Origin of the sequence: Stutzerimonas stutzeri, from assembly GCF_024448985.1 — a bacterium.
Taxonomy (GTDB): domain Bacteria; phylum Pseudomonadota; class Gammaproteobacteria; order Pseudomonadales; family Pseudomonadaceae; genus Stutzerimonas; species Stutzerimonas stutzeri_AP.
In genome coordinates, this window is record NZ_JAMOII010000002.1 from 59,788 (window position 1) to 81,365 (window position 21,578).

Annotated in this window: 20 protein-coding genes; 13 read left to right on the forward strand and 7 right to left on the reverse strand. The window is 59.8% G+C overall.

The annotated features are described in order from the left end of the window. Positions 1-30: 30 nt before the first annotated feature. From atpG to NA647_RS03120, 8 genes are all read left to right on the forward strand, one after another. Positions 31-894, forward strand: coding sequence for a F0F1 ATP synthase subunit gamma (atpG, locus tag NA647_RS03085; protein ID WP_256056367.1), 864 nt, complete (start codon positions 31-33; stop codon positions 892-894). Between the two features lie 47 nt (positions 895-941). Beyond that, the gene (gene atpD / locus NA647_RS03090; RefSeq protein WP_256056368.1) at positions 942-2,318 is read left to right on the forward strand and encodes a F0F1 ATP synthase subunit beta; all 1,377 of its coding nucleotides are present in this window, start codon (positions 942-944) and stop codon (positions 2,316-2,318) included. Between the two features lie 80 nt (positions 2,319-2,398). Continuing rightward, entirely contained in the window at positions 2,399-2,827 is a 429-nt protein-coding gene (locus NA647_RS03095; protein WP_256056369.1) for a F0F1 ATP synthase subunit epsilon, read from the forward strand. A 114-nt stretch (positions 2,828-2,941) separates the two neighbouring features. Continuing rightward, positions 2,942-4,306 carry a bifunctional UDP-N-acetylglucosamine diphosphorylase/glucosamine-1-phosphate N-acetyltransferase GlmU gene (gene glmU / locus NA647_RS03100; protein ID WP_256056370.1) on the forward strand — a complete coding sequence of 455 codons (1,365 nt, stop codon included), beginning with the start codon at positions 2,942-2,944 and terminating at the stop codon, positions 4,304-4,306. A 114-nt stretch (positions 4,307-4,420) separates the two neighbouring features. Next, complete coding sequence (locus tag NA647_RS03105; protein ID WP_256056767.1) at positions 4,421-6,568, forward strand: methyl-accepting chemotaxis protein; 2,148 nt, start codon at positions 4,421-4,423, stop codon at positions 6,566-6,568. A 72-nt stretch (positions 6,569-6,640) separates the two neighbouring features. Further along, entirely contained in the window at positions 6,641-7,423 is a 783-nt protein-coding gene (locus NA647_RS03110) for a DeoR/GlpR family DNA-binding transcription regulator (RefSeq protein ID WP_058065464.1), read from the forward strand. Between the two features lie 2 nt (positions 7,424-7,425). Continuing rightward, the gene (gene glmS, locus NA647_RS03115) at positions 7,426-9,276 is read left to right on the forward strand and encodes a glutamine--fructose-6-phosphate transaminase (isomerizing) (RefSeq protein WP_256056371.1); all 1,851 of its coding nucleotides are present in this window, start codon (positions 7,426-7,428) and stop codon (positions 9,274-9,276) included. A 106-nt stretch (positions 9,277-9,382) separates the two neighbouring features. Then, positions 9,383-9,790, forward strand: a complete 408-nt coding sequence (locus NA647_RS03120; RefSeq protein WP_256056372.1) for an SMI1/KNR4 family protein — start codon at positions 9,383-9,385, stop codon at positions 9,788-9,790. A gap of 329 nt (positions 9,791-10,119) precedes the next feature. Here NA647_RS03120 and NA647_RS03125 read toward each other — a convergent pair whose 3' ends face one another. From NA647_RS03125 to NA647_RS03150, 6 genes are all read right to left on the reverse strand, one after another. Continuing rightward, positions 10,120-11,520, reverse strand: a complete 1,401-nt coding sequence (locus NA647_RS03125) for an amidase (protein WP_256056373.1) — start codon at positions 11,518-11,520, stop codon at positions 10,120-10,122. Between the two features lie 11 nt (positions 11,521-11,531). Continuing rightward, the gene (locus NA647_RS03130) at positions 11,532-12,629 is read right to left on the reverse strand and encodes a CobW family GTP-binding protein (protein WP_256056374.1); all 1,098 of its coding nucleotides are present in this window, start codon (positions 12,627-12,629) and stop codon (positions 11,532-11,534) included. Positions 12,630-12,680: 51 nt separating this feature from the next. Next, positions 12,681-13,373, reverse strand: coding sequence for a cyclase family protein (locus NA647_RS03135; RefSeq protein WP_256051921.1), 693 nt, complete (start codon positions 13,371-13,373; stop codon positions 12,681-12,683). Between the two features lie 51 nt (positions 13,374-13,424). Continuing rightward, on the reverse strand, positions 13,425-14,738 hold the full coding sequence (locus NA647_RS03140) for a TRAP transporter large permease (RefSeq protein ID WP_256056375.1): 1,314 nt from the start codon (positions 14,736-14,738) through the stop codon (positions 13,425-13,427). Continuing rightward, positions 14,731-15,198, reverse strand: coding sequence for a TRAP transporter small permease subunit (locus NA647_RS03145; RefSeq protein ID WP_256056376.1), 468 nt, complete (start codon positions 15,196-15,198; stop codon positions 14,731-14,733). Before NA647_RS03145 ends, NA647_RS03140 begins: the two co-directional genes overlap by 8 nt. 192 nt (positions 15,199-15,390) lie before the next feature. Then, positions 15,391-16,461 carry a C4-dicarboxylate TRAP transporter substrate-binding protein gene (locus NA647_RS03150; RefSeq protein ID WP_256056377.1) on the reverse strand — a complete coding sequence of 357 codons (1,071 nt, stop codon included), beginning with the start codon at positions 16,459-16,461 and terminating at the stop codon, positions 15,391-15,393. Positions 16,462-16,937: 476 nt separating this feature from the next. On the opposite strand from NA647_RS03150, the gene NA647_RS03155 reads away from it, so the two are divergent. Further along, the gene (locus NA647_RS03155) at positions 16,938-17,864 is read left to right on the forward strand and encodes a LysR family transcriptional regulator (protein ID WP_256056378.1); all 927 of its coding nucleotides are present in this window, start codon (positions 16,938-16,940) and stop codon (positions 17,862-17,864) included. Between the two features lie 185 nt (positions 17,865-18,049). Beyond that, positions 18,050-18,424: a DUF3301 domain-containing protein gene (locus NA647_RS03160; protein WP_256056379.1), complete on the forward strand. Its 375-nt coding sequence runs from the start codon at positions 18,050-18,052 to the stop codon at positions 18,422-18,424. A gap of 113 nt (positions 18,425-18,537) precedes the next feature. Here the strand turns inward: NA647_RS03160 and NA647_RS03165 are convergent, their stop codons facing one another. Next, positions 18,538-19,536 carry a CobW family GTP-binding protein gene (locus NA647_RS03165; protein ID WP_256056380.1) on the reverse strand — a complete coding sequence of 333 codons (999 nt, stop codon included), beginning with the start codon at positions 19,534-19,536 and terminating at the stop codon, positions 18,538-18,540. A gap of 73 nt (positions 19,537-19,609) precedes the next feature. Between NA647_RS03165 and NA647_RS03170 the strand changes: the two genes are divergently transcribed. The 3 genes from NA647_RS03170 to NA647_RS03180 all read left to right on the forward strand — a co-directional run bounded on the left by NA647_RS03170 (position 19,610) and on the right by NA647_RS03180 (position 21,542). Beyond that, complete coding sequence (locus NA647_RS03170; protein WP_256056381.1) at positions 19,610-19,963, forward strand: NADH:ubiquinone oxidoreductase; 354 nt, start codon at positions 19,610-19,612, stop codon at positions 19,961-19,963. A gap of 116 nt (positions 19,964-20,079) precedes the next feature. Then, positions 20,080-20,598, forward strand: a complete 519-nt coding sequence (locus NA647_RS03175; protein ID WP_256056382.1) for a sigma-70 family RNA polymerase sigma factor — start codon at positions 20,080-20,082, stop codon at positions 20,596-20,598. Next, positions 20,595-21,542, forward strand: a complete 948-nt coding sequence (locus NA647_RS03180) for a FecR domain-containing protein (RefSeq protein WP_256056383.1) — start codon at positions 20,595-20,597, stop codon at positions 21,540-21,542. Before NA647_RS03175 ends, NA647_RS03180 begins: the two co-directional genes overlap by 4 nt. The last annotated feature ends 36 nt before the right edge of the window (positions 21,543-21,578 follow it).

The window sequence follows — 21,578 nt, forward strand, 5'->3', positions numbered from 1 at the left end:
GCTCCCGCCTGCTAACCCGATAGGTGTCAAATGGCAGGCGCAAAAGAGATTCGCAGCAAGATTGCGAGCATCAAAAGCACGCAGAAGATCACCAGCGCCATGGAAAAGGTGGCGGTCAGCAAGATGCGCAAGGCACAGATGCGCATGGCTGCCAGCCGTCCTTATGCGGAGCGGATCCAGCAGGTAATCGGCCATCTGGCCAATACCAATCCTGAGTACCGTCACCCGTTCATGGTTGAGCGCCCGGTCAAGCGTGTCGGTTACATCGTCGTTTCGTCCGATCGCGGCCTGTGCGGCGGCTTGAACACCAACCTGTTCAAGGTGCTGGTCAAGCACATGAAGGAATGGCACGACAGCAAGGTCGAGGCCGACCTCTGCGTGATCGGTAATAAGGGCGCGAGCTTCTTCCGCAGCTTCGGCGGCAACGTGGTCGCGGCAGTCAACGGGCTTGGCGAAGAGCCGTCGATCAATGATCTGATCGGTAGCGTCAAGGTTATGCTGGATGCCTTCGATCAGGGCCGTCTGGACCGTCTCTTCTTGGTGTCGAACAAGTTCATCAACACCATGACGCAGAAGCCGACCGTAGCCCAGCTGCTGCCGTTGGCAGCCAGTGACGATCAGACCGCGCCGAAAGGTCAGTGGGACTATCTGTACGAACCCGACGCACGGCTACTGCTGGATGCCTTGCTGGTTCGCTACGTCGAGTCCCAGGTGTACCAGGCCGTGGTCGAGAACGGTGCCGCCGAACAGGCAGCCCGGATGATCGCCATGAAGAACGCAACCGACAACGCCGGTGAGCTGATCAGCGACCTGCAACTGGTCTACAACAAGGCCCGTCAGGCTGCGATCACGCAAGAAATTTCGGAAATCGTCGGCGGCGCTGCCGCGGTTTAAGAACGGTTCAAATGTTAACAATGGCTGAAAGGTCAGAGGAACCAAACATGAGTAGCGGACGTATCGTTCAAATCATCGGCGCCGTTATCGACGTGGAATTTCCGCGCGATCTGGTACCGAACATCTATGACGCGCTGAAGGTGACTGGCGCCGAAACCACCCTGGAAGTCCAGCAGCAGCTGGGCGACGGCATTGTCCGTACCATCGCCATGGGTTCGACCGAAGGCCTCAAGCGCGGTCTGGACGTCAGCAACACCGGCGCTGCCATTTCCGTACCGGTGGGCACTGCCACGCTGGGCCGGATCATGGACGTGCTGGGCAACCCCATCGACGAAGCCGGTCCTATCGGCGAAGAAGAGCGTTGGGGCATCCACCGCGCGGCGCCGAGCTATGCCGAGCAGGCTGGCGGCAATGAGCTGCTGGAAACCGGCATCAAGGTTATCGACCTGGTCTGCCCGTTCGCCAAAGGCGGTAAGGTCGGTCTGTTCGGTGGTGCCGGTGTCGGCAAGACCGTAAACATGATGGAGCTGATCCGTAACATCGCCATGGAGCACAGCGGTTATTCCGTGTTCGCCGGCGTGGGTGAGCGTACTCGTGAAGGTAACGACTTCTATCACGAGATGAAGGACTCCAACGTTCTGGACAAGGTTGCGCTGGTCTACGGCCAGATGAACGAGCCACCAGGAAACCGTCTGCGCGTGGCACTGACCGGCCTGACCATGGCCGAGAAGTTCCGTGACGAGGGCAAGGACGTTCTGCTGTTCGTCGACAACATCTACCGTTACACCCTAGCCGGTACCGAAGTATCCGCGCTGCTGGGTCGTATGCCGTCCGCGGTGGGTTATCAGCCGACGCTGGCCGAGGAAATGGGCGTTCTGCAGGAGCGCATCACCTCCACCAAGAACGGTTCGATCACCTCCGTTCAGGCCGTTTACGTACCTGCGGACGACCTGACCGACCCATCCCCGGCGACCACCTTCGCCCACCTCGACGCCACCGTGGTTCTGTCGCGTGACATCGCTTCCCTGGGTATCTACCCGGCAGTCGATCCGCTCGACTCCACTTCGCGTCAGCTGGATGCCAACGTGATCGGCCAGGAGCACTACGACACCGCTCGCGGCGTTCAATACGTGCTGCAGCGCTACAAGGAACTGAAGGACATCATCGCGATCCTGGGCATGGACGAGCTGTCCGAAGCCGACAAGCAGCTGGTATCCCGTGCTCGTAAGATCCAGCGCTTCCTGTCCCAGCCGTTCTTCGTGGCTGAAGTCTTCACAGGTTCGCCAGGCAAGTACGTCTCGCTGAAAGAAACCATCCGTGGCTTCGCCGGCATTCTCGCAGGTGACTACGATCACCTTCCGGAGCAGGCGTTCTACATGGTTGGCGGCATCGACGAAGCCATCGAGAAAGCTAAGAAACTGTAACTGGCGCGCCCGCTTGCGGGCGCCAATAAGCTCGACCGGCGGCACCAGTCGTGGGTCGAGCTGATTACCGAGGCATAAGTATGGCTATGACAGTCCACTGTGACATCGTCAGTGCGGAAGAAGAGCTGTTCTCGGGGCTGGTGGAGATGGTCGTCGCTCACGGTCACCTGGGTGATCTGGGCATTCTGCCGGGCCACGCTCCTTTGCTTACTGATCTCAAGCCCGGTCCGGTGCGTGTGATCAAGCAAGGTGGTGAGGAGGAGATCTTCTATATCTCCGGCGGCTTCATTGAAATCCAGCCGAACATGGTGAAGGTGCTTGCCGATACCGCTACGCGCGCCAAGGATCTGGACGCAGCGGCGGCGCAAGCTGCCGTGACGGCCGCTGAGAAAGCGCTGCATGAGAAAGGCGCAGAGTTCGACTACGGGTCTGCTGCTGCTCGTCTGGCCGAGGCAGCCGCTCAGCTGCGGACGATCGAGGCGATGCGCAAGAAGTACGGTCGCGGTTGATTCGCTAACGCTTCATCGCGCACGAGTAAAAGGGTAGCCTTGGCTACCCTTTTTCTTTTCCGTTTCGCAAACTTCTCGCGTGGGCCCACGGGTCACGATTGTTCAGGATCTGCCATGTCTCTCGATATCGTCATTCTCGCTGCTGGTCAGGGCACGCGTATGCGGTCCGCTCTACCCAAGGTACTTCACCCGGTTGCCGGTCAGTCCATGCTGGGGCATGTGATCGAGACCGCCCGTGGGCTCGAGCCTAAAGCCATCCACGTGGTGATTGGTCACGGCGCCGAGCAGGTGCGTGAGCGCCTGGCCGCAGACGATCTGAACTTCGTGGCCCAGGCCGAGCAGTTGGGAACAGGACATGCGGTGGCCCAGGCACTTCCTGCGCTTACGGCCGAGCGGGTGCTGATCCTTTATGGTGACGTGCCGCTGATCGAAGCGGCGACGCTCGAGCGACTCCTGCACAAGGTCAGTCCGCAGCAGCTTGCGTTGCTTACGGTGAATCTGGCTGACCCAACTGGTTACGGCCGAATTGTGCGCGACAGCCAGGGGGTGGTCCGGGCAATCGTCGAACACAAGGACGCTACCCCCGAACAGAAGCTGATTGCAGAAGGCAACACCGGCATTCTGGCAGTGCCTGGCGAGCGACTGGGTGACTGGCTGGGACGGCTCTCCAACAGCAATGCACAAGGCGAATACTATCTGACCGATGTGATCGCCATGGCCGTCGCCGATGGGCTGACGGTCGCTACCGAGCAGCCGGAAGATGCGATGGAAGTACAGGGCGCCAACGATCGCATTCAATTGGCCGAGCTCGAGCGGCACTATCAGCAGCGTGCGGCGCGTCGTCTGATGGCGCAAGGGGTCACGCTGCGCGATCCGGCACGCTTCGATCTGCGTGGCGAAGTGAGTGTCGGCCGCGATGTCTTGATCGACGTGAATGTAATCCTCGAAGGCCGAGTGGTGATTGAGGATGGTGTGGAAATCGGCCCCAATTGCCTGATCCGCGACAGCACGCTGCGCCGCGGCGCGGTGGTCAAGGCCAACAGCCATCTGGAAGGCGCCGAACTGGGCGAGGGCGCCGACTGCGGGCCATTCGCGCGCCTGCGTCCCGGTGCGGTGCTGGGAGCCAAGGCGCACGTCGGCAACTTCGTCGAGGTGAAGAATTCGCGCATGGGCGAGGGCGCCAAGGCCGGCCACCTGGCCTATCTCGGTGACGCCGAAATCGGCGCGCGGACCAACATTGGCGCCGGCACCATCACCTGCAACTATGACGGTGCCAACAAGTTCCGCACGGTGATGGGCGAGGACGTGTTCATCGGATCCAACAGCTCGCTGGTGGCCCCGGTCAATCTCGGTGATGGTGCTACCACTGGCGCCGGTTCGGTGATCACGGCCGATGTGCCGGCCGGCACCCTGGCACTCGGGCGCGCTCGGCAGGCGTTAATCAAGGGCTGGCAGCGCCCGCAAAAAACGCGCAAATAAACACCTGATGAGACGCAGCCAGGGCTCGGTGCGTTTCGTTGTTCTTACAGGCGGTACTCAACGGATGGGATATCTGGTCGATCCTTAAGGGCATAACGTCACGAGGAAGCGATGATGCCCTCCCTTATCCGCCTGTCCATCCAGTGGAAGCTCACCCTGCTGGCTGGTCTTTGTCTTTTGCTTATAGTCGGCTTGTTGGTCGGTGCTTCGCTCTATCAATCGCGTCAGGCCGCAGTTCTGGTCAGCGCATCGAGCGGTGCCATGCTGGAAGAGTCCGCGCACAACAATCTGCAGGCGCGTGGCCTGGCGCAGGCCCTGCGCATTGAGCGACAGTTCAACGATGCCTATCAGTACGGCCACGGTATCGTCCGTCAGGTGCTGTCCCTGCGCGAGCAGGCCATCGAGCGGATGGCCAACGCCTTCGAGCTTCGTGAGGATTTGCACCATCAGATCAAGACGGCGCTAGAGGCCAATCCCGACCTGATCGGCCTTTACGTGGTGTTCGAGACCGACGCGCTGGATGACAGGGATGGCATGTTCATAGACAACGCCGAAATGGGCGGCAACGACAGCGGGCGCTTTTCGCTGTACTGGTCGCAGCGCAAGCCTGGCCAACTCAGTGCTGAGACCATGAGCGAAGAGGAGCTCGCCGATACCTCACCCAGCATCACGGGCGCACCTTATAACGCCTGGTACAGTTGCCCGCGCGACAACGCCAGGGTCTGTGTACTCGAGCCGTATTTCGACGAGGTGGAAGGTAAGCCGCTGCTGATGACCAGCGTCGCCTTCCCCCTGATAGAAGGCGGCAAGGTCATCGGCGTCGTCGGCGTCGACATTAGCCTGGCTTCGCTGCAGCAGCTCAGTCAGGAGGCGCAACAGGTTCTTTATCAGGGCGAAGGCCACCTGAGCGTGATCAGCCCTGCGGGATTCCTGGCTGGTCATAGTCGCGACGCCGGGCTGCTCGGCAAACCGTTGAGCGCCGCGTTCGGTGCCGAGAGCGAGGCGATCGGACGCGTGGTCGATGCCGGTAAGCCGGCCTTGCTCGGCGATGGCGATATGTTGCGGGTGTTGCAACCCGTACAGCCAGTGCCGGAACTCGAATCCTGGGCGATTCTGCTGGAAGTGCCACGTCAGGTGCTGCTCGCTCCGGCAGCGCGTCTGGAGCAGACGCTGCAGGCTCAGAACCGGGAGAACAGCATGATCGCCCTAGCCATCGGCCTTGTCGCGGTGTTACTGGGCCTGGCACTGATGTGGCTAACCGCGCGGGGAGTGACCCGTCCTATCGAAGGGGTCGCCGCGATGCTCAAAGACATCGCCAGCGGTGAAGGTGATCTCACCCGGCGGCTGGGCTACACCCGCCAGGATGAATTAGGCGAGCTGGCCGGCTGGTTCAATCGCTTCCTCGACAAATTGCAGCCGACGATCGCCGATGTACAGCGCTCGGTTCAGGATGCGCGCAGCAGCGCCGACCAGTCTGCTGCGATCGCCACGCAGACCAGCGCTGGCATGCAGCAACAGTTCCGCGAAGTCGAACAGGTGGCGACCGCATCGCATGAAATGAGCGCCACGGCGCAGGATGTCGCGCGCAACGCTGCGCAGGCAGCGGAGGCCGCACGGGCAGCCGATCAGGCAACCCACGAAGGGCTGAGTGTCATTGATCACACTACGCGCAGCATCGACAGCCTCGCCGATGAATTGAACCGTGCCATGGGGCAGGTCGAAACGCTGGCTGCCAGCAGCGAACAGATCGGCTCGGTGCTCGAAGTGATTCGCGCGATCGCCGAGCAGACCAACTTGCTGGCGCTTAATGCCGCCATCGAGGCGGCACGGGCAGGCGAGGCCGGGCGTGGTTTCGCCGTAGTGGCCGATGAAGTTCGCAACCTCGCTCGACGCACCCAGGAATCCATCGAAGAAATCCGTCTGGTCATCGAACGTCTGCAGAGCGGAACCCGCGACGTGGTCACGGCGATGCAGGGCAGCCATGCTCAGGCGCAGGGCAGTGTCGATCAGGTAGGCAATGCGGTCGCTGCGCTGCGCAAGATCGGCGACGCGGTGGCGGTGATTTCCGACATGAACCTGCAGATCGCCAGCGCAGCCGAGCAGCAAAGTGCGGTAGCCGAAGAAATCAACCGCAACGTGGCCGGTATTCGCGACGTTACCGAATCGCTGTCTGGCCAGGCGGACGAATCGGCCCGCGTCAGCCAGGCGCTGAATCAGCTGGCCAACCATCAGCAAAATCTGATGAGCTATTTCCGGGTTTAATGCCTGGGAGTTGACGGCGTTGCTAGTTTAGGTTTTGATTCGCGCGTTTTTCTTTCGAATCGAAACTTAAGTATGTCGAAGCGCAACACCCCTCAACGACGCCACGCCATCCTCGCCTTGCTCAACGAGCAGGGCGAGGTGAGCGTCGATGAGCTGTCCAGACGTTTCGAGACCTCCGAAGTGACTATCCGCAAGGACCTTGCCGCACTGGAAAAGAACGGCCTGTTATTGCGCCGTTACGGTGGCGCTGTGCCCTTGCCGCAGGAACTCATCGGCGACAGTGCACAGCCGATTTCCCCTTGGAAGCAGGCCATCGCCCGAGCCGCCGTCGGCTGCATTCGCGAGCACGCGCGCATCATCATTGATAGCGGCACCACGACCGCCGCGATGATTCCGGAACTGGGCCGCAAGCACGGCCTGCTGGTGATGACCAATTCTCTGAGCGTGGTCAATGCCCTGCGCGAGCTAGAGCACGAACCGACCCTGCTGATGACGGGCGGCACCTGGGACCCGCATTCTGAATCCTTCCAGGGGCAGGTGGCGGAACAGGTGCTGCGCTCCTACGATTTCGATCAGCTGTTCATTGGTGCCGATGGTATCGACCTGCAGCGCGGCACCACCACATTCAACGAATTACTCGGCCTGTCGCGTGTCATGGCTGAAGTGGCGCGAGAAGTCATAGTGCTTGCCGAATCCGACAAGATCGGCCGTCGCATTCCCAATCTGGAGTTGCCCTGGGGCGACATCCACACCCTCATAACGGACGACCGCCTCACCGCCGAGGCGCGTTCAAGCATCCAGGCTCGCGGCATCAAGCTGATCTGCGCAGCCATCGGAACCCATCAGGAGACCTGACCATGTGTGGCATCGTTGGCGCCGTCGCTGAACGCAACATCACCGCAATTTTGCTCGAAGGCCTCAAGCGTCTCGAGTACCGAGGCTATGACAGCGCCGGTGTGGCCGTGCTGGATGCAAGCGGCCAACTGCATCGCTTGCGCCGCTCCGGCAAGGTCGCCGAGCTGGAACAGGCGCAACAGCTGGAACAGCTTACCGGTCGCCTGGGCATCGCCCACACGCGCTGGGCCACTCATGGCGCGCCTTGCGAGCGCAACGCGCATCCGCACTTTTCCGGCGAAGACCTGGCGGTGGTGCACAACGGCATCATCGAAAACCACGAAGCCCTGCGCCAGCAACTGAAAGCACTGGGTTACGCCTTCGTTTCCGACACCGATACCGAAGTCATCGTGCATCTGCTGCGGCATAAGCTCGACGAATACGGCGATCTGACCGTGGCCCTAAAGTCGGCCGTTAAGCAGCTCCATGGCGCCTATGGCCTGGCCGTGGTCAGCGCCAACCAGCCTGATCGCCTGCTGGCGGCCCGCAGTGGTAGTCCCCTGGTGATCGGGCTGGGTATGGGAGAAAACTTTCTTGCCTCGGATCAGCTAGCTCTGCGTCAAGTAACCGACCGGTTCATGTACCTGGAAGAAGGCGATATCGCTGAGATTCGCCGCGACAGCGTCAAGATATGGGATGTGAACGGTCAGCCGGTCGAGCGCGAGAGCGTGCAGTACCACGAGGGCGCGGAAGCCGCAGACAAAGGCGAGTACCGCCACTTCATGCTCAAGGAAATTCACGAGCAGCCCAAAGTCGTGCAGCGAACCCTGGAAGGCCGCCTGGGTGATCAGCAAGTGCTGGTGCAGGCATTCGGCCCGCAGGCAGCCGAGTTGTTCGCCAAGGTGCGCAACGTGCAGATCGTCGCGTGCGGTACCAGCTACCACGCCGGCATGGTTGCGCGTTACTGGCTAGAGGAGTTGGCGGGTATTCCCTGTCAGGTCGAGGTCGCCAGCGAGTTTCGTTACCGCAAGGTGGTGGTGCAGCCCGATACGCTGTTCGTCACCATCTCCCAATCCGGCGAAACCGCCGATTCGCTCGCGGCGCTGCGAAACGCCAAGGCGCGCACGGATGAGGAGGGCCGCTATCTGGCCAGCCTGGCGATCTGCAACGTCGGTATCAGTTCGCTGGTACGCGAGTCAGACCTTACCCTGCTGACCCAGGCCGGCCCGGAGATTGGCGTGGCCTCGACCAAGGCCTTCACTACCCAGCTGGTCGGTCTGTTACTGCTGACCCTTTCGTTGGGTCAGGTTCGAGGCACGCTTGCACCAGCGCTGGAAGCCGAGCTGGTTGATGAACTGCGTCGTCTGCCGACCCGTCTGGGCGAAGCGCTGGCGATGGACACTACGGTCGAGAAGATCTCCGAGCACTTCGCAGAAAAGCACCACACGCTGTTTCTCGGCCGTGGCGCGCAGTATCCGGTGGCGATGGAGGGGGCACTCAAGCTCAAGGAAATTTCCTACATTCATGCCGAGGCTTATCCGGCGGGGGAACTCAAGCATGGTCCTCTGGCGCTGGTCGACGCCGACATGCCAGTCGTCACCGTAGCGCCAAACAATGAGTTGCTGGAAAAGCTCAAATCCAATCTGCAGGAAGTACGCGCTCGCGGTGGCGAATTGATCGTCTTCGCCGACCGCGAAGCGGGCATCGAGAACGGCGAGGGCACGTTCATTGTTAGCATGCCGCATATCCATGACGTGCTGGCGCCGATCCTCTATACGCTGCCGTTGCAGCTGCTGTCCTACTACGTCGCTGTGCTGCGTGGCACCGATGTCGACCAGCCACGTAACTTGGCGAAGAGCGTGACGGTGGAATAACAGCGGCCCTGTTAACCAGCCACCATCACACAACGATTGGTACTGGTTAGCCAATGCGCGGGCTTGTATAAACGGCGCATTCCGGAAGACGACTAAGGGGACTGTTGTGGAAGAGGTGATCGAGCAACTGCGTGAGCTCAACGAGCCGGTACCGGTTCCGTTGGAACTGCCGGACGATGAGCGTCTGGTTGAGGTCGAAGAAGAGTTGCTGATCAATTTGCCGTTCGGCCTGCGCGAGTTTCTGCTCACGGTCAGCGATGTCGTCCATGGCCGGCTCGAGCCGGTCACGGCAGTCGATCCGCAGGCGCACACCTATCTGCCGGAAGTCGCGGCTCTGGCATGGGATGCCGGCGTGGAGCGCGACCTGCTGCCGCTCTGCCAGGACGGTAACGACTTCTATGTCGTCGATCTGGAAGGCGAGGTCACGCTGTTTGACGGTGATGAACACGAAATGACCGACGAAACCTGGGAGTCGGTCTGGCATTGGGCGCGGGACGTCTGGCTGGAGAGCTGAGGCGCTTCAGCGACGCAGTTGATCGGCGCATCAGCTTGCCGGGCGAGTGTTCGATGCCCACATTGGCCGGCTACTGGATCGATGCGATAGATCAGGACGTACAACTGCAGAGGCTGACTGAGCGGCGTGGCTCGAAACGTCGCCAGGCCAGCGCGCCGAAGGGTAGAGCACAACAGGCAACCTTCATGGTCTTTGCCGGATTGAATCCGACCACTGTTGATGCTTCATTGGCTATGAGCGATGCCCGCAGGATGACGGCTGTGGTTGCACATCGCGGACATCGCCCAAGCAGTCGAGGCTCAGGTTAAACCTCGAAGTCGAATGGCCCTCTAGAAGCCCTTCGGCCTGTGACCGTTCCAGGGGCAGGCCTCCTCCAGCGCAGCTGCAGCACGGAAAATCGCGCACTCCCCATGCATAGACCCAACGATTTGCAACCCCACGGGCAGCCCATCCTTTGTCATACCAGCGGGTGCAGAGGCAGCTGGCTGCCCAGTCAAGTTGAACGGATACGTATAAAAGACCCAGGAAACAATATTCCGCCCAGCGACTTCCGGTGGCACATCCACTCCGATCTCTGGTGCTGGAACCGGAATGGTCGGCGTCAATAGCAGGTCGTATTTGCTGAAGAACTGCCGCATCTTTTCGCGGAAGTCATAGCGGGCGAATACCTTGGCGTAGTACTCATCAAGCGTCTGATCAAGGGCTCCGGCCAAGACGTCGGAAACGGCGCTGTCGATCAGGTCAGGTTGATCGCGCAGGACGTTCTGCAGCCTGGTCCCGACGCCCGCATAGAATTCGGCCATCCAGAGTTCACCCGGATCGTCCATGACATTCTCGACCAGCTCCAGGGTGCATCCCATCTGCTCGTACGCACGGGCCGCACGCTCGGCTATCTCGACGACCTCCGGGAGCGGTTTCGCGTAGCCCAAGGTGGGCGACCAGGCGATACGCATTCCTTTGACCGGCTTGTCGCAAGCTGAGAGAAAGTCCGGTACTGCGCCGGCGACCGAGAACGGGTCACGCTGGTCATACCCGGCGATGGCCTGCAGCAGTAATGCGGAGTCCCGAACGGTACGTGTCAGGGGGCCCACATGGGCCAGAGTCGGTGTGGCGGATGCAGGAAAGACCGGGACCCGACCGAACTGAGCCTTCATCCCGAAGAGGTTGGTCATCGACGCCGGGATGCGCAGCGAACCGCCGCCATCAGTGCCGAGCGCCAGCGCACTGACTCCAGCGGCCACACTTGCTGCGGCCCCGGCGCTGGAGCCGCCGGGCGTCTTGGTCAGATCCCAGGGGTTACGAGTGATGCCTGTTAACGGGGAGTCGCCGACCGCCTTGCAGCCGAACTCACTAGTCGTAGTTTTGCCGATGATGCAGCCACCGGCAGCCTTGATCCGCTCGGCGGCCGGGGCGTCTACCTGGGCAAGATTATCGGCAAGGGTACGGGAGCCGAAGGAGCAGGGCGCCCCGGCCACCGTGATGAGGTCTTTAACCGATACGGGAAGGCCATGCAGTAGCCCGAGTGGCGCGCCATCCATAACGGCTTGCTCTGCCTTTCTCGCGGCGGCCAGGGCAAGATCGGGTGTGCGGGTGGCGAACGCGTTGAGCCTGGGCTCGGTTTCTTCCATCCGCTCCAGTGCCCGCTGCACCACTTCGACGGGGGAAACCTCCTTGCGAGCAATGGCTGTGCGCATTTCCAACGCCGACATGAAATCAAGTTCTTGTTTCATAGGTGTCCTTCTCAGATGGCGCCCAGGGCGCGGTCCAGCGTCGCCCTTGCTTGCGCTTTGCACAGAGACAGGCGTTGCAGGATCACGTTGCGCTGAAGGTTCTTGCCGATCAGAACCAGACGCGAGTCCGGTACATCTCCAGGCCAGGATTCGGCGTAGGTCAGCGGGCTATAGACCTGCTGCACGCCCTGAAGAATGACGGGGCGTGAGTCATTGCCGAACTGAATAAGGCCCTTGATACGGAAGAGGTTATCGCCGTATTCCTCGGTGAACTCGGAAAGCGCCAGCATCAGCTCTGCGTAATCCAGCGGCGCCTCTTCGCGGAACGATACGGAAACGATATCTGCGTGCTGGCTGGCTTGGTCAGGGGTATGGCCATGATGCGCATGACTGCAGTCCTGCCCACACGCGGCATGATCATGCTCATGGTGTGCCGGTACGGTCTCGCCGATCCAGGTTGCGACGGCGCTTTCCTTGGTATTCGGGTCGAACAGGCTGAGATCCATGACCTTAGAGGCCGACAGTTCAGCGTAGGTTGTGGTCTCCACAGGACAGCTGGGGTTCAGGCGCCTTACAGCGGCCAGGGCTGCTTCGTAGGTTTCGTCATCCACCAGGTCGCGCTTGTTGAGAATGATCTTGTCGGCCATTGCGATTTGCTTGCGCGCCTCATCCGAGGCTTGCAGCTGTTGAACGACATGCTTGAGATCGACCATGGTGACGATAGCGTCCAGGCGATAGCTCAGGTTGAGCTGCATGTCCGTGTAGAAAATCTGTGCCAGTGGCGTGGGGTCGGCGATTCCGGTGGTTTCGATCAGCAACTTGTCGAACTCGATCTTGGGCTCGAGGGCACCGACCTTGCGCATGAACAGCTCATAGATGGTTTTGACCAGGTCGTCCTTGCTTGCGCAACAGATGCAGCCGTTCTTGAGTTCCAGCATGTCTTCGGAAGCCGATGAAACCAGGTCGCCGTCGATGCCGATTTCGCCGAACTCATTGACGATGACTGCGATGCGTCCCGCTTCGGGATCGGTGAGCACGCGGTTGAGGCAGGTGGTCTTGCCTGCTCCCAAGAAGCCGCTGAGCACGGTGATGGGGATTCGTTGGTCCACAGGGGTTCCTCCGCAGGAGAAGGCTGCGGCGCGAGCCGCAGCCAGAGTCGATTACTGCACTTCAGCCCAGGCGCGCACCGGCGAGCCGCTGCCGTTGTCGATCTTCAGGGGTGGGCCGTAGAACATGAATTCGCCCTTGCCGACAAGCTCCTCCAGGTTGACCAGCCACTCGTAGTGGGTGATGCCGCGGTCACGGCATACGCGGTGGCTGGGGAACTCGTTGTGCGAGGGTTTATCGGTGGAAGGGCCTTCGACGCCATGCAGCTTGGAATTACGGTCGGCGAGCCAGTGGGTGGCGGCCTCGGTCAGGCCAGGGTTGGACCAGACGACCTTGACGTCCGGATAGTATTTCTTATGCAGGCCGGTACACATCAACACGATATGACCGTCGATTTTCACGCCAGCCATTGCCTCGGCTTCTTCCAGGTCCGCGACATCGATGTCGCCCAGGTCCGGGATATGGCGAAGATCCAGGCAGACCGCCTTGCCCATGAACATATCCAGGGGCATGTTATCGATGGTCAGTCCGTTAGGGCCCACATGGTAAAAAGCGTCCACGTGGGTGGCGATATGGTCGAGCATCGACAGGTGCGTGGTGGCGAAGGTCATCTGGTCGCCAGGCACGCCGAGATTGAACTTCTTCGAGGTTTCGTGGGTGAAGTGAGCCGTGATGACCGGACGCTGGAACAGCTTGTGCGCCGGCATGTTGTCTTCGATCTTCAACGTAAGGTCGATGATGGGCATTGCGTTTTTCCTTTTGTTAGACGCAGTGGAATAACGTAGGCGCGATTGCGACTACATCATTTTCGTGGGAAGCCAGCTGGCGATCCCGGGAAAGAGAGCTACCAAGAGGACGACTAGAAGCAGGATGATCCAGTAGGGGATCGAGCCCCGGAAAATGAGCCCCAGCGTGGCGTCGGGGTCGGCTATGCATCCCTTGACCGTGTACACGCATAGCCCGAGTGGGGGGGTGAGTAGGCCTGCCTCGATGGCCAGGATGCCGAGAATTGCGAACGCCAGTGGCTCGAAACCCAGCGCCGTGGCGATCGGCGCGAAGATCGGTACCGTCAGCAGGATGATGGAGGTGCTGTCGAGAAACATGCCCAGCACCAGCCAGATTCCGACCATGATGGCCAGGGTCAGATAAAGGCCGCCAACGCCCAGGAACAGGTCGCCGATCATGTCGCCGATGCCGCCCATGGACAGCAGGCGGGAATACATCTGCGCGGTGATCAGCAGGAAAAGCAAGGGTGCGGAGATGCGTCCGGTGTTGAGGATCGATGCGGAAAAGTCGCGCCATCCCATGCCCTTGGCGAGCCCGACCACTACGGCACCAAGCACGCCGATGCCGGCTGCCTCGGTTGGCGTGAAGAGGCCGAACCAGATGCCGCCGAAGATCATCATGATCATCAGGATCACGCCCGTGGCACCGATCTTGGCGCGAGCATCGGCTTTTTCCACGACGGCGTCATGCTCGTGGTCAGCACCGAAAAGGTGCGGACGCAGCAGGGCGAAAACCAGCAGGAACAGGAAGAACAGCGATGCCAGCAGCACGCCGGGAACCACGCCTGCAATAAAGAGCTTGCCGATGGATTGTTCGGCCATGACGCCCCAGATGATCAACAGTACGCTGGGCGGTAACAGCATGCCGAGGGATGCGCTGCCGGCAATGCATCCCAGCGCAATGCCTTTGTCGTATTTGGCGCGTGCCATCTCCGGATAGGCGATGCGGGAAAAGGCGGCAGCCGATGCGATGGAGACCCCGGTGACCGCACCAAAGGCCGCGTTGCCTCCGACGGTCGCGAGCGCCAGGCGACCCGGCAGGCGCTTGAACGACTGGTTGATCAGCTGGAACAGATCGGTTGCGGCTCCCGACCTGGCCAGTATCTCGCCCAGTAGCACAAACAGGGGAATCGTCGCGAATTCATAAGCCCGAATAGCTCCGAAAGCACTGCTGGCGAGCAATGAGCTGGCAATATCGAAGGTGCCCATCAGATAGGCGAGGCCAAAGAAACTTGTCAGTCCGAGCGAAATAACCACCGGTACTCCAAGAAGAATGCTCATTATCAGAACCGCAATGATGATTGCGGCAAACTCTGGACTACCCATGTTCAACCTCCTGCCCCTTTAACATGTTGAGCGGCTCTTCATTTCCAGTGAAAAGGGCAACTGCTGCGGGAATAGCCATTACCAGATAAGTCATGGTGGCGAGAATGGAACCTGCCACGATAGCCAGCCGACTTGGAAATACAGGTACCGCAAAGGTTACATGCCCTTCAAACTCGCCATTGATAAAGGCATTGACCATGTTTTCCCATTCGGCTATTGCAAGAATTGCAAACAGAAACGCCCCCAGCAGGTAACCAGCCAACCATAGGAAGCGCTTGACTGACGGTGGCGCTAACATATCCATCAGCTCTGTACGCAGCATGCCGCCAATCCGCACGGTATAGGGCAACTGAAGAAAGGCGATGATGACCAGGCCATTAATAACGACCTCGGCAACGCCAATAATGGGCGTATTAAATAAGCCTCGTCCGAAAACATCTGCGGCAATCAGCAATGCCACTAATATCAATAGCGTTGCGGCTATTACCATTAGTGCCTTACTGATTATTCGGAGCGTAGAATCCAGGATTCCGACCCAGCCTGTGGTGGAACTCTTGTGCGCTAACATGAAACGCCCTCGCTTGCGGTAGGTCGCTTATTTCAGATCAACTCATGAGCAGTACGGCCGAGCCTCTCGGCTCGGCCACAGATATCAGTCGATTTCATAGGCATACGGGAATTCGTAGCCACGCTTCTCGAGTTCACTGATATAGGTCTTCATGATGGCGGTGCCAGGCATCCCCTGCTTGTTCACTTCCTGGGCCATGCGGTTGGGGAAGTCTTTCAAGGCTTCGGCCCAGGTTTGGCGCGCTTCAGGGCTGATCTCTTTCACGTTGACACCCAGTTCCCTGGCTTTCTGCAGACCGTTACGGTCATTGGCGGCGCAGACTTCAGCAGTAGCGTCTTCGTAATCCCTGGCTACTTCTTTAAGTATCTGCTGAACGTCGGCAGGCAGTTTGTTCCAGGTTTTCAGGTTTACCGTAACGCTATTGACCGGCATTGCGCCGAAGTCAATCTTGGTATAGTGCTTTGCAATTTCGTTGAGTTTGAACGTCGTCCACCAGGTTGAAGTACTGATGTAGCCCTGATACACGCCAGTCTGCATTGACTGGTAGGCTTCGTTCAGATTGGACGCGACAGGAGTTGCGCCCTTGATCCAGTCCAGGTTTACCCCGGCGCCTGCAATCTTGTGTCCTTGGAGATCAGAAAAATTCTCCCAGGCAAAGGTGGTACCCAGGCCATAGTTTGACAGGCAACTGACCGCGAGCAGCTTCTGGTTGTGCTTCTTCTCGAAGGTCTCGGCCAGTTCGGGGTGAGCTGCATACGTGGCGCGTACGGCTTCGCTTGCCATTTTGGCGTCGGGAGAGCCGAAAGGCAGGAACAGGGGGAAGTTCTGCGCGAGCAGTTCCGAAGGCTCGAAGATCATGCTTGTGAAACCTATGTCCAGCAATCCGTCCCGTGTTGCCTCTAGAACCTCGGTTACCTTGGCGATCTGGCCCGCATGAAGTTCCATAACCCGGATGCCGTGGTCCGTATTGGCTTCGATTCTTTTCTTGAGCTCTGGCACGAAAAAGTGGTGTGCCGTTTCCATATAGGACAATAAGCCAACCGGGTGGCCGGAACCTACTCGAAGGTTGATCTGGTCCGCTTGCGCGCTTGTCACGGCGGTTAAGAGCCCAGCTGATAGCAAGAAATGAAAGCCAGTTTTCCTTATTTGTTTCATACCAGTCCCCGATGCGATTAGCGCGTGCGGCGCCAGTTCGCTTGTTGTGAGATTCCAGTCCGGGTGGTTGCTCTACTGCGTAGTCGATAACCTGCAATAAAAGAACCCCGGTCTCTTTATGTGCGCATTCTTGGTGTTGTTTGATACGCCAGGTGTAAGCCGCGTCCTGTTCTTTGCCGCATGTCATTTGGAGGTATCAGTGAACGACTAAAGATCACATAAGACAAATACTGTTTATGCCTGGCTAATATCGTTTATTCTTATGGGTTCAAGCTGGTGCGAGACGCGTGCGCGATGCACCATTAAGTGGCCTTTATGTGGGAGTCTGGTGAACTATTTAGGGGCGTTAGGAGTGATATTTGCTTTCTTATGGGGAAATTCTGCGGATTTGATAGGCTGAATTTGCAGGCGCAAGCTATATTCCTGTCCTTATGGCTAAGAACTAGCGAATCTCTATAATCAATGGCTGGAACGCGATGAATCTCAAGCAGTTGCGTTATTTCGTGCGGATTGCCGAGTGCGGAAGCCTTTCGAAAGCCGCTGAAGAGCTGGGGATCGCTCAGCCGGCTTTGAGCCAACAGTTGCGTGCTCTGGAAGATGAGTTAGGCGTCGAACTCGTAACCCGCCATTCTCGGGGTATCGCGCCCAACGACCTAGGCACGATGCTGTTGAGCCATTTCGGCACCATACTCAATGAAATCGACAGGACGCCTCTGCTAGTACAGGATCTGACTCGCAATCCAGCCGGGGAAGTAAGGCTCGGCGTCACCACCACCGCCGCCCGCTCCCTGACCGCGCCGCTCGTAGCCAAGGTACATGAGCACTATCCGGGCATCACTTTGCACGTGGTCGAGGCCATGAGTGGGAGCTTGAGCCAGTCCCTGCAGCGCGGAAGCCTTGACCTGTCGATTCTTTACGAGCCGAAGCTTCTGGAACTGGATGATGCCGACCTCATGCCGATGCTCACGGAAGAGCTGTACCTCATTTCCAAGAACAAAGGCATCGTAAAAAACAGAAAGGTCGTGCCGTTCTCAATGCTCGAAGAGCTTCCGCTGGTCCTTCCGTGTTATCCGAATGTGTTGACGAGGCTGTTGTACGAATTGGCGGCCAAGCGGGAAGTCAAGCTGGACGTGAAGTTTGAAATCGACTCACTGAGCAGCATCGTCGAATTGGTGAATGCCGATTTCTGTACGGTCCTCCCGCTTGTCTGCCTGGGTCGTGAGATCGAGGAAGGAAGAGTGGTAGCAACGCCTATCACTGACCCGCGCGTGAGCTGGAGCGTGCATATTGCCGCCGCCCGCAAGGGGGTGCGTTCACGCGCGGTGCGTGCCGTCCATAAGCTTCTGATCGAAGTGGTGCATGAAATGGTCGAGAGCGGCTCATGGCCCGCTCGGCTTATCTAAAGAGCGCCGCCCTGTTTTAATTGTCCGGCCCCGAGGAGCTTCTCCCTATGCGTGGTGGGCCTCAAGATAAATGTAGAAGCATGTAATCTCGCCCCGGGCTCCGCTTGGAGAAGCGTGCCGGGAATGGATTTAGTCTGTCTGCTCATGGCTGTTAAGCTGGCGCCCTGTTTCGAAGAGTTCTTTCCATGCTGACCCTGGGCAATTTCACCGTCTTTCTTCTTTTCGCTGCTATTGCTGCCTGGCTCTGGCATTCGCACGGTATTCGCGAGCGCGCACTGGTGGCAGTGCAGCGTCACTGCAAAAAGATGGATGTCGAGTTGCTCGACGGCAACGTGGCATTCCGGCGCATCGGCTTGCAGCGCGACAGCCGTGGCCGGCGCCGGATCGGGCGTGTTTACGGCTTCGAGTTCACCGTCACCGGCGAGCAGCGGCATCCGGGGAGCATCGTCATGTTCGGCGCGCAGGTGGGACGTATTGAGCTGGCGGCGCATCCCTTCGAGCCGGCTGCCGAGTCCGCGCGCGTCATTACGCTCGATGAATGGCGTCGGCCGCCGCATTGAGCCGGCGTGTTGGCTAAGCCATTACGGTTTCGCGAGCAAGCCCGCTCCGAACGATACGCAACCGATGCTCTTGTAGGAGCCAGCTTGCTGGCGATTGCCACGCCTCACCAGCTCTACGGAATACGAGATGGTTCAGCCAGGCAGCGGCGTAGTCCTTGGGTTAGTGCCTCTTCCAGCTGTGCCTCGGCAAAAATCAGTTCCAGACGCGAATCACGCCGCCATTCGCTTGCGCTAAATTCCAGCGGCTCGCCATCTAGCGCATTGGCCGACAGCCATGACTGTTCGCCATGCAACACTAGCTTGGCGCGCCGCCAGGGCAGCGAGACTAGCCATTCGCGGACCTTGCCGATGTCGAACCGTAAATCTGGCTGCCAGCGCCAGCCGATGCTCCAGCCTTCGGCAGCGGCATGGCTGAGCATGATCGGCTGTAGCGGATCGAGCCAGATACTTGCCAGCGGCGGCTGGGCGGTCGACGGCAAACTTCCCGTTTCAACCTCACGAGCACCGACTTCGATACCCGGTAGTCGCGCCAAGTCGAGCTGGCCTTGTTGGGTCCAGCAGATGGGCCGCGCCGGCAACCGTCGTTGTAAATGCCGGCGAGCATCGTCATCCAGCGTTTCACTCTTGTTCAGCACCAGCAGCCCCGCGTGATCGACAATGCTCTGCTGGCTGGCTGTGAGCGCTTCGTTTCTTGCCAATGCCGCAGTATCCAGCACCACCAGGCTCGGTTGCAGCGCAAGTACGCGATCCCAAGGATGCTGGCGCATCTGATGCAGCAACTGCTGCGGATGACTCAGCCCGGAAGGCTCGATCAGCAAACGGTCCGGCTTGGCCTTGCGCAACAAGCGGTTCAGGCCAACCTGAAAGGGCACGCCGTTGACGCAGCACAGGCAGCCGCCTGCCACTTCCGCCAGGCTGATACCTGCTTCATTGGTGGCCAGCAGCGCCGCGTCGAGTCCGATCTGGCCGAACTCATTGATCAGCACCGCCCAGCGCTCAGCCACGGGCTTCTGCGCCAGCAGTGAACGGACCAGGCTGGTCTTGCCGGCGCCAAGCGGTCCGCAGATAAGATGAGTGGGTATTTGAGTCAGCATGGGCGCCATGGTGCGCATTCGGCTAATGGATTGGAAGCGGCCGTGCAGCCTGCATGCTAGAGTCGCCGCGGTCAAATCGAGGGGCTAATCGATGCGTTTATTGGGTTTTCTGCTTTCGCTGAGCGTGGCGGGTCAGGCGTGGGCCGAGGGCTGCGTGATCCATAGTCAGGACGAGCGTATCGAGGTAAAGGTCTGTCAGCAGAACCTCAATATTCCGGCCGAATTGTTCCGGACCGGATTCTGTCAGCCCGAGCTCAAGGGACAGAAGGTCGAAGTCAGTTTCGTCGAACAATGCCCTGACGGCGCCTTCGGTATCTGCCGCAACGCCCAGGTATCCAACATGCCCTATCGGCAGGACATCCATTATTACGGCGTCGCCAGTGATGCGCGCTTCCTCCAGCCCGCCTGCGAGCAGTCCAGCGGTGGTGAATGGTCGGTTCCCTGAGCATTTTCGGACGTTCCACGTGAAACCCTCACGCCTCGCTGGGATAAACACACTGCCGTAGCTTGCGAAGTTGAGAAGCGTTAGCATTACGATCTCGACAACGAAGGGCAGCAACCATGGCAACCCAGGGGATGGTCCGGCAACAGCTTGTACATCGACTCTATGTCGACCATCAGGGCTGGCTGAATGGCTGGTTACGCCGTCAGCTCGGCTGCAGCCAGAAGGCAGCGGACCTGGCGCAAGACACCTTCGTGCGTGTCCTGACCAAGGATCATTGCCTCGAAGCGATTCGTGAACCGCGCGCCTTTCTGCATACCGTCGCCAGGGGGCTGTTGATCAATCACTGGCGTCGCAAGCAGATCGAGCAAGCCTATCTGGACGCGCTGGCTTTGCAGCCCGAGGCATTCGCGCCGTCACCCGAATCCCAGGCGCTGGTCGTCGAAACCCTGTTGCAGGTCGATGCGATGCTGGCGCGGTTACCGCATAAGGTTCGTCGCGCCTTTCTGTTTTCCCAGCTGCAGGGGATGACCTATGCGGCGATAGCCGCCGAGCTTGCCGTCTCCGAACGCATGGTCAAGAAGTATATGGCGCAGGCCATGCTGCACTGCCTGACTCTGCTCGACGACGCGCCATGAGCCTCGATTATCAGGTACTGCAAGCCGCAGCCCAGTGGTTCGCGGTGCTGCAGTCCGATGCGGTCAGCGAGTCCGATCGCCAAGCCTGGCGCGCTTGGGTCGCCATACCGGAGCACGCCGAGGCCTGGCAGCGGGTGGAGCAGATCAGCGGGCGGTTCGAGCCGTTGACGGGCAGCCCGTTCAGTCCCGCGGCGGCTGTTCTTCTGCGGCGCCGTGAGCCAAACCGGCGGCAGGCACTCAAGACCCTTTCGGTTCTGTGCGGCGGCGCATTGCTGGCATTCGCCGGTGGTTCGCTGCCTTGGCGTAGTTGGGCGGCAGACCATCGAACGGCCGTGGGAGAGGTGCGCGACTGGCGTCTGGATGATGGCTCGCGGCTGTGGCTGAACACCGATAGCGCGTTGGCTGTCGCATTCACCGCTCAGGCTCGGCAGCTGTCGCTGTATCGGGGCGAGGCGTTGCTGCAAGCCTCTGACGAACGACGCCCGCTGCTGTTGCGCACGTCCGAAGGCGACCTTCAGGCACGCGGCGCTGCGAAATTTTCGGTATTGCAGCGAGACGGCAGCACTCAGCTCAGCGTGTTCGAAGGCGCCATCGATATCCGGCCCGCCGGGCGTGATGGCGTCCATACCGTCCTGCAAGGCCAGCAGGTGGCGTTCGATGCTCGGCTGCTCAGGCCTGAGCGGCTCGCTCAGCCGGGCCGTCAGGCATGGAGCAGCGGCGTTCTGTTGGCCGATGATCTGCGCTTGGACGAGTTCGTGACCGAGCTGGCACGCTACCGCCAAGGCTATCTCGGTTGTGATCCGCAAATCGCCGGCCTGCGCGTGGTGGGCGCCTATCCGCTGGCTGATACGGAGCGGATTCTCGAGGCTCTGGCCAGTACATTGCCGCTGCGCATCAACCGGCGGTTGCCCTGGTGGGTCAGTATCGAGCCGTTGTCAGCCTGAAACGCGAATGTAAAAAGTTCTTATCCGCAGTTCCCT

Coding starts and splice junctions, on each gene's coding strand:
- NA647_RS03180 (WP_256056383.1), top strand. CDS start 20,595: ATGAGCCTCGATTATCAGGTACTGCAAGCCGCAGCCCAGTGGTTCGCG.
- atpD (WP_256056368.1), top strand. CDS start 942: ATGAGTAGCGGACGTATCGTTCAAATCATCGGCGCCGTTATCGACGTG.
- NA647_RS03170 (WP_256056381.1), top strand. CDS start 19,610: ATGCGTTTATTGGGTTTTCTGCTTTCGCTGAGCGTGGCGGGTCAGGCG.
- atpG (WP_256056367.1), top strand. CDS start 31: ATGGCAGGCGCAAAAGAGATTCGCAGCAAGATTGCGAGCATCAAAAGC.
- NA647_RS03110 (WP_058065464.1), top strand. CDS start 6,641: ATGTCGAAGCGCAACACCCCTCAACGACGCCACGCCATCCTCGCCTTG.
- NA647_RS03155 (WP_256056378.1), top strand. CDS start 16,938: ATGAATCTCAAGCAGTTGCGTTATTTCGTGCGGATTGCCGAGTGCGGA.
- NA647_RS03160 (WP_256056379.1), top strand. CDS start 18,050: ATGCTGACCCTGGGCAATTTCACCGTCTTTCTTCTTTTCGCTGCTATT.
- NA647_RS03135 (WP_256051921.1), bottom strand. CDS start 13,373: ATGCCCATCATCGACCTTACGTTGAAGATCGAAGACAACATGCCGGCG.
- NA647_RS03105 (WP_256056767.1), top strand. CDS start 4,421: ATGCCCTCCCTTATCCGCCTGTCCATCCAGTGGAAGCTCACCCTGCTG.
- NA647_RS03140 (WP_256056375.1), bottom strand. CDS start 14,738: ATGGGTAGTCCAGAGTTTGCCGCAATCATCATTGCGGTTCTGATAATG.
- NA647_RS03095 (WP_256056369.1), top strand. CDS start 2,399: ATGGCTATGACAGTCCACTGTGACATCGTCAGTGCGGAAGAAGAGCTG.
- glmU (WP_256056370.1), top strand. CDS start 2,942: ATGTCTCTCGATATCGTCATTCTCGCTGCTGGTCAGGGCACGCGTATG.
- NA647_RS03175 (WP_256056382.1), top strand. CDS start 20,080: ATGGCAACCCAGGGGATGGTCCGGCAACAGCTTGTACATCGACTCTAT.
- NA647_RS03165 (WP_256056380.1), bottom strand. CDS start 19,536: ATGCGCACCATGGCGCCCATGCTGACTCAAATACCCACTCATCTTATC.
- NA647_RS03150 (WP_256056377.1), bottom strand. CDS start 16,461: ATGAAACAAATAAGGAAAACTGGCTTTCATTTCTTGCTATCAGCTGGG.
- glmS (WP_256056371.1), top strand. CDS start 7,426: ATGTGTGGCATCGTTGGCGCCGTCGCTGAACGCAACATCACCGCAATT.
- NA647_RS03125 (WP_256056373.1), bottom strand. CDS start 11,520: ATGAAACAAGAACTTGATTTCATGTCGGCGTTGGAAATGCGCACAGCC.